The organism is Streptomyces nanhaiensis (assembly GCF_046614825.1).
Lineage (GTDB): Bacteria > Actinomycetota > Actinomycetes > Streptomycetales > Streptomycetaceae > Streptomyces > Streptomyces radiopugnans.
Genome location: NZ_JBKJFM010000245.1, coordinates 1 through 5,007, shown reverse-complemented (window position 1 = coordinate 5,007; position 5,007 = coordinate 1). Strand labels below are relative to the sequence as shown.

Annotated in this window: 2 protein-coding genes and 2 pseudogenes; 2 read left to right on the top strand and 2 right to left on the bottom strand. The window is 77.2% G+C overall.

Annotated elements, in window-relative coordinates:
- Positions 1-471, top strand: a pseudogene (locus ACLIYP_RS29060) (hypothetical protein); the annotation flags it as partial.
- Positions 472-504: 33 nt separating this feature from the next.
- Here ACLIYP_RS29060 and ACLIYP_RS29055 read toward each other — a convergent pair.
- On the bottom strand, positions 505-2,607 hold the full coding sequence (locus tag ACLIYP_RS29055) for a SpoIIE family protein phosphatase (protein WP_412716067.1): 2,103 nt from the start codon (positions 2,605-2,607) through the stop codon (positions 505-507).
- 12 nt (positions 2,608-2,619) lie between these two features.
- The gene (locus tag ACLIYP_RS29050; protein WP_412716066.1) at positions 2,620-3,768 is read right to left on the bottom strand and encodes an acyl-CoA dehydrogenase family protein; all 1,149 of its coding nucleotides are present in this window, start codon (positions 3,766-3,768) and stop codon (positions 2,620-2,622) included.
- Between the two features lie 622 nt (positions 3,769-4,390).
- Here ACLIYP_RS29050 and ACLIYP_RS29045 point away from each other — a divergent pair.
- Positions 4,391-5,007, top strand: a pseudogene (locus ACLIYP_RS29045) (hypothetical protein); the annotation flags it as partial.

The window sequence follows — 5,007 nt, the reverse complement described above, 5'->3', positions numbered from 1 at the left end:
GCCGCTCCGGCCGCCCCCGCCGCTCCGGCCGCGCCCGCCGCTGTGGCGGCCCCGGGCACGGGTGCCGCCGAGGCCGAGCCCCAGTCCGCGCCCGCGCCCGCGCCCGAGCGGCCGCAGGCGCAGCCGCCCGCCCAGCCTGCGGAGCCCGCGCCCGCCCCCGAGCCCGTACCCCTCGTCCCGGCGACCCCCGCGCCCGCCCCCGCCGCACCGGCGCCGCCGACCCCGCCGACCCCGCCGACGGAGCCCTCGCACGCCGACACCCCGGCCGCGCCGCCCGCCGTACCGCCCGCCGAGGAGCTGGACGCGATGCGCCGGCTCACGGAGGACCTCAGCAGCTCCCTGTCCGCGTCCGCCGACCGCCCCGCCTTCCACGACGCCGAGCAGGCCGCCCGTGTGATCGAGGAACTCACCGCCGCGGTCCGCAACATCGCCCTGTGCCTGAACGGCACCAACCTCCGGGCCCGCCCCTGAGAGCGGGCGGCGGCGCCCGGCCGGGGGCGGTGCTCAGCCCAGGTGGCTGAGGGCGAGGACGGCCAGGTCGTCGCGGAGCCGCTCGCCCCACCAGGAGTGGGCGTCCTCCAGCAGGGCCGCGACCACGCGGTCGGCGGGACGCCCGTCGCCGGCCGGCAGCGGATGCCCGGCGAGCAGGGCGGCGAGGTCCTCGGGCTCGCGGCGGTCCTCCGCCCCGGCGCCCTCGGTGAAGCCGTCGGTGTAGAACACCAGGGTCTCGCCCGGACGCAGCTTCACCTCGGTCACCGGGTGGTGCAGCTCGTCCAGGACGCCCAGGAGCGGGCCGCGCACATCCAGCAGCTCGGTCCCGCCGTCGGCGCGGCGCAGCAGCGGGGCCGGGTGTCCGGCGGAGGCGACCCGGACGCGGACGGCACCGGAGGTACCCGAGGTGCCCGAGGGGGCCGCCGGGTCGGAGGGAGGCTCCAGAACGGCGTAGACGAGGGTGCAGAAGGGGGTGTTCTGGCGGCGCAGCGCGTTGTTGACCAGGCCCAGGACGTGCTCGGGGTCAGTGGTGTGCTGGGCCGCCGCCCACAGGGTGTGGCGCACCAGGCCGGTGATGGCGGCGGCGCCGGGCCCCTTGCCGCAGACGTCGCCCAGCGCCAGGACGTGCCGGCCGTCGGGGGCGGTGAAGGCGTCGTAGAAGTCACCGCCGATGTGCAGGCCGCTGCCGAAGGGGTGGTAGCGGGCGGCCAGGTCGAAACCGGGCAGCTCGGGCAGGCGGGGCGGGAGCAGCGGGTGCTCCAGGGCCTCGGTGGTGGCGCGCAGCCGCTGCAGCAGACGGTCCCGCTGGATGCCGACGGCCACCTGGTCGGCGATGTTCTCCAGGATGGACAGCGTGGAACCGGGCAGGGCCAGGCGGGTGTTGAGGGTCAGCACGCCGATCAGTTCCCCGCCGGAGACCAGCGGATAGCCGGCGAAGGACCCCTGGGGCCGTCCGGACCCGGGCGGAGGGCCGCCGGGGGGCGTGAGGTCCAGATGGGGGCGCTGCCGGTCGGCTATCCGCCCCACCAGGGCTTCCTCCGTGTACCCGGGGTGGAGGAGGCCGGCGGCGGTGGTGCGGTCGGCGTCGGCGCACGCGGCGGGCTCGGGTCTGCCGGACGGCGTCAGGGTCCACAGGCAGACGCGGTCGGCGCCCAGTCTGTCCACGGTGGCCCGCACACAGCGGTGCAGGCGTTCGGCCAGCGGCCCGGGGGCCGTCATGGCGGCGGCGACCTCCGCGCTGAGCAGGGCGTGGCCGGTGCGCTCGGCGAGCTTGCGCTGCGCGTGCAGCCGGTCGGTGACGTCCTCGGCGAGCACCAGGACGCGCTCGCGGCCCTCGGAGTCCGTGACCTTCTGGGGGGCTATGCGCATGGCCTGCGAGGTGCCGTCGGACCTGGTGCGCTCGAAGACCACGTCGGGACCGGGGGAGGAATGCTCCCGGGCCGTGCCCAGGTGCTGCCGCAGCGCGGCGCGGGCGTCCGGCGGGAACAGGTCGGCCAGCGGGCGGCGGAGCGAGCCGTGGTCGTCCAGCTCCAGGACGGCCGAGGCCCGGCGGTTCCAGGCGAGCACCGCGCCGTCGTCGTCCAGCATGAGCGCGCCGATCGGGGCCTGGGTGAGGAACTCGCCCAGCAGGTGCTCGCCGAGCTGCCGGCTCATCACCGTGCCGGCGACGAGCTGCCGCTGGGCGGCGGCCCGCACCGCGGTCTCGGCACGCCGCCGGGACATGGACTCCAGCAGCTCGCGGACCGTCCGCGGCAGCAGGTCGGCCCGCGCGTCCGGGACGCGGCGGACGAGATCGGCGGGGAAGAGTATCGGCAGCGTGGCGAGCCGGGAGTCGGTGACGGAGGTGGCGACCACCACCGCCGCCAGGTCCGCCGGGTGGGGGCGCAGCGCGTGTATCAGGCCGACCGGGGCCGGCACCCGGCGGCCCACCACCGCCACGGCGGGCGGGCGTTCGCCGGGCGTCCCCTCGGTGTGCTCCAGGACGCTCGTGGCCGTGACGCGGACCAGCTCGGCCTCCTCGCCGGGCGCGGCCCCCTCGCCGAACGCGGCCTCGAAGTCCTCCGCGGTCTCGGGCAGGACGTCCACCAGCAGGATGCGGGTCCTCCCGCCGGACATGGTCGGCACGCCTCAGCCCTCCAGCAGCGGTTCGTCCAGCAGCGCCTTGCCGGTCCACACCCGCAGCACGTCGGTGACCGGGGACATCACATGGGCGGCGCGGGCGTCGCGCAGCATCCGCTGCAGCGGCGAGTCGGTCCCGTAGCCGATCCCGCCGAGCAGGGTCAGGGCGTCGTTCACGGTCGCCTCGGCCGCGTCGGCGATCTCGGCCTTGGCCGAGGCCAGCCCCGGCAGGGCCTCGGGACCGCCGAGCTCCGCCTCGGCGGCGGCGTGGTAGATCAGCCGCCGGGTGCGCTCCACCCGGGCCCACATCGTGCCCAGCCGGTGCTGTACGACCGGGTTGCCGGCCAGGACCCGTCCGGCGCGCGTGCGCCGCCGCAGCAGGTGGGAGCGGGCCTCCTCCAGGGCGGCCGCGGCGACGCCCAGGTAGGTGCCGGCCATGGCCATCAGGAAGTAGGGGGCGACGACGTTGAACACGTACCAGATCTCGTCGCCCTCGTTGCCCAGCAGGCACTCGGCGGGGATCTCCACACCGGGCAGCTCCAGGCCGCGCGAGGCGTTGCCCCGCATGCCGAAGCCGTGCCACTCGGACCCCCACTCCAGGCCGGGCGTGGCGGCGTCGACGACCGTGCAGGAGAACTGGCCGGGCGGCGTCCGCGGCCCCACGGCGACGGTGGACAGGACGTAGGAGTCGGCGTGGCCGCCGTTGGTGACGAAGCTCTTGGAGCCGGTCAGCCGCAGCCGGCCGTCGCCGGAGCGCTCCATGCGCGTCTGCGGCAGCCAGAACTCGCCGCCCGTCCCGGGCTCCGACAGGGCCAGGGTCGTCAGGTGCTCCCCGGCGGCGATCGGCTCCAGGTACCGTTCCCGCTGCACGGCGCCGGCCTGTGCGGAGATCACCGCCGAGCCGACCAGGTGCATGCCGAAGCAGATCGACGTCGACGCGCAGGCCCGGCCCGTCGCCTCGCCCACCTGCGCCACGGCCAGCAGCCCGTGCCCCATGCCGCCGGAGTGCTCGGGCACCACCAGCCCGCCCAGCCGGGAGAGCAGGGCCGCCATGCCCTCCTTCGGCCACCGCTGCTCCGCGTCGACCGCGGCGGCCTGCGGGCGCAGGACCTCCTCGGCGATCTCACGGGCGGCGGACACCGCGGTCCCCAGTTCCATCCGCACCACCGCTGTACCCCGCTCTTTCGTACGAACCCGGTCGAGAGCATCGGCGGGCGTCACGGTTTCCGGCACCATTGCCGGACGGCAACGGTGCCGTAGCCTACTTGAGACCTCTTCCGTGCCGGGAGGCCAGGACTCCGCCTGTCCCGGCCCCGCCTCGCGGCCCCGCCCGCCACTCTGCTTCACGGCCCCGCCCGGAGTCGCGGCCCGTCCCGTCCGGGACAGCCGGCCCCGGTTCTCTCCGGCGGACGAAACCGCAGGTCAGCCCCTATTCACCGCTTTCCACGCGCCCGGTCCCGGACCGGCGCGGGCCGCGGCTCCCGGCGTGTCCGGGGCTCCCGCCGGCGGCGGGGGACCAGGCGCCTGGGGCGTGCGTCACAGCGCCCGCTTCCTTCCGTGCGCCCCTCTCCCGTCCCCCCCCCGTCCCCTCTCGTCCCAGCCCCTGCCCGCCGCGCCCGTTCCGGCACCCGCCGGGGACGCGGCCGTAGGCCGGCTGCCGTACGGCCGTCGTCCGATCGGTGCGGCCCCCGCGCGGGTGCGCGTCGCCCCGGCCGGCGCGCTGGTACAACGGCGGGCGGGGGGCAGACCGCAGGCCGCAGGACGACCGGGTGGAGGCCGCGTGAACGCCGTGCCGGACAGAGCCCCGACCTTCGGCCGCACGACCTTGGTCCCCGGCGGGCTCGTCGGCCCCGGAGGACTCGGCGGCACCGGCGGCATCGGGGCCACGGCCGCGGCGCCGGGCTCGCCGAGCGCGCTGCGGCGGGAGGCCCGGAGACTGGCGGCCGTCTGCGTCCTCCTGGCGCTGTCCGCCGCCCTCCTGGTGCCGCTCACCCTGCCGCTCGGCTGGGACGAGACGGTCTACGCCAGCCGCTTCTCCCCCTACGGCCCCCCGACCCCGTTCAGCGCACCGCGCACCCGCGGCGTGCCCCTGCTGCTGTTCCCGGTCGCCTCCTGGAGCGACTCGGCCGTGCTGCTGAGGGTCTGGCTGCTGGCGCTGTCGAGCGCCGCGCTGTACCTGGGGTTCCGCCCCTGGCTGCGGGTGGTGCCCCGGCCGTCGGCGGTGTGGGTGGCGGCGGCGCTGTACGGCTCGCTGTGGACGGTGCTGTTCTACGCGGGCGCCGCGATGCCCAACCACTACACGGCGATGGGCGCGCTCGCGGCGGCGGGCTGCTTCGCGGGACGCGGGCCCGGCCGCGGCGCGCGGTACGCCGGGCTGGCCGCCGGGCTGGCCGTGGC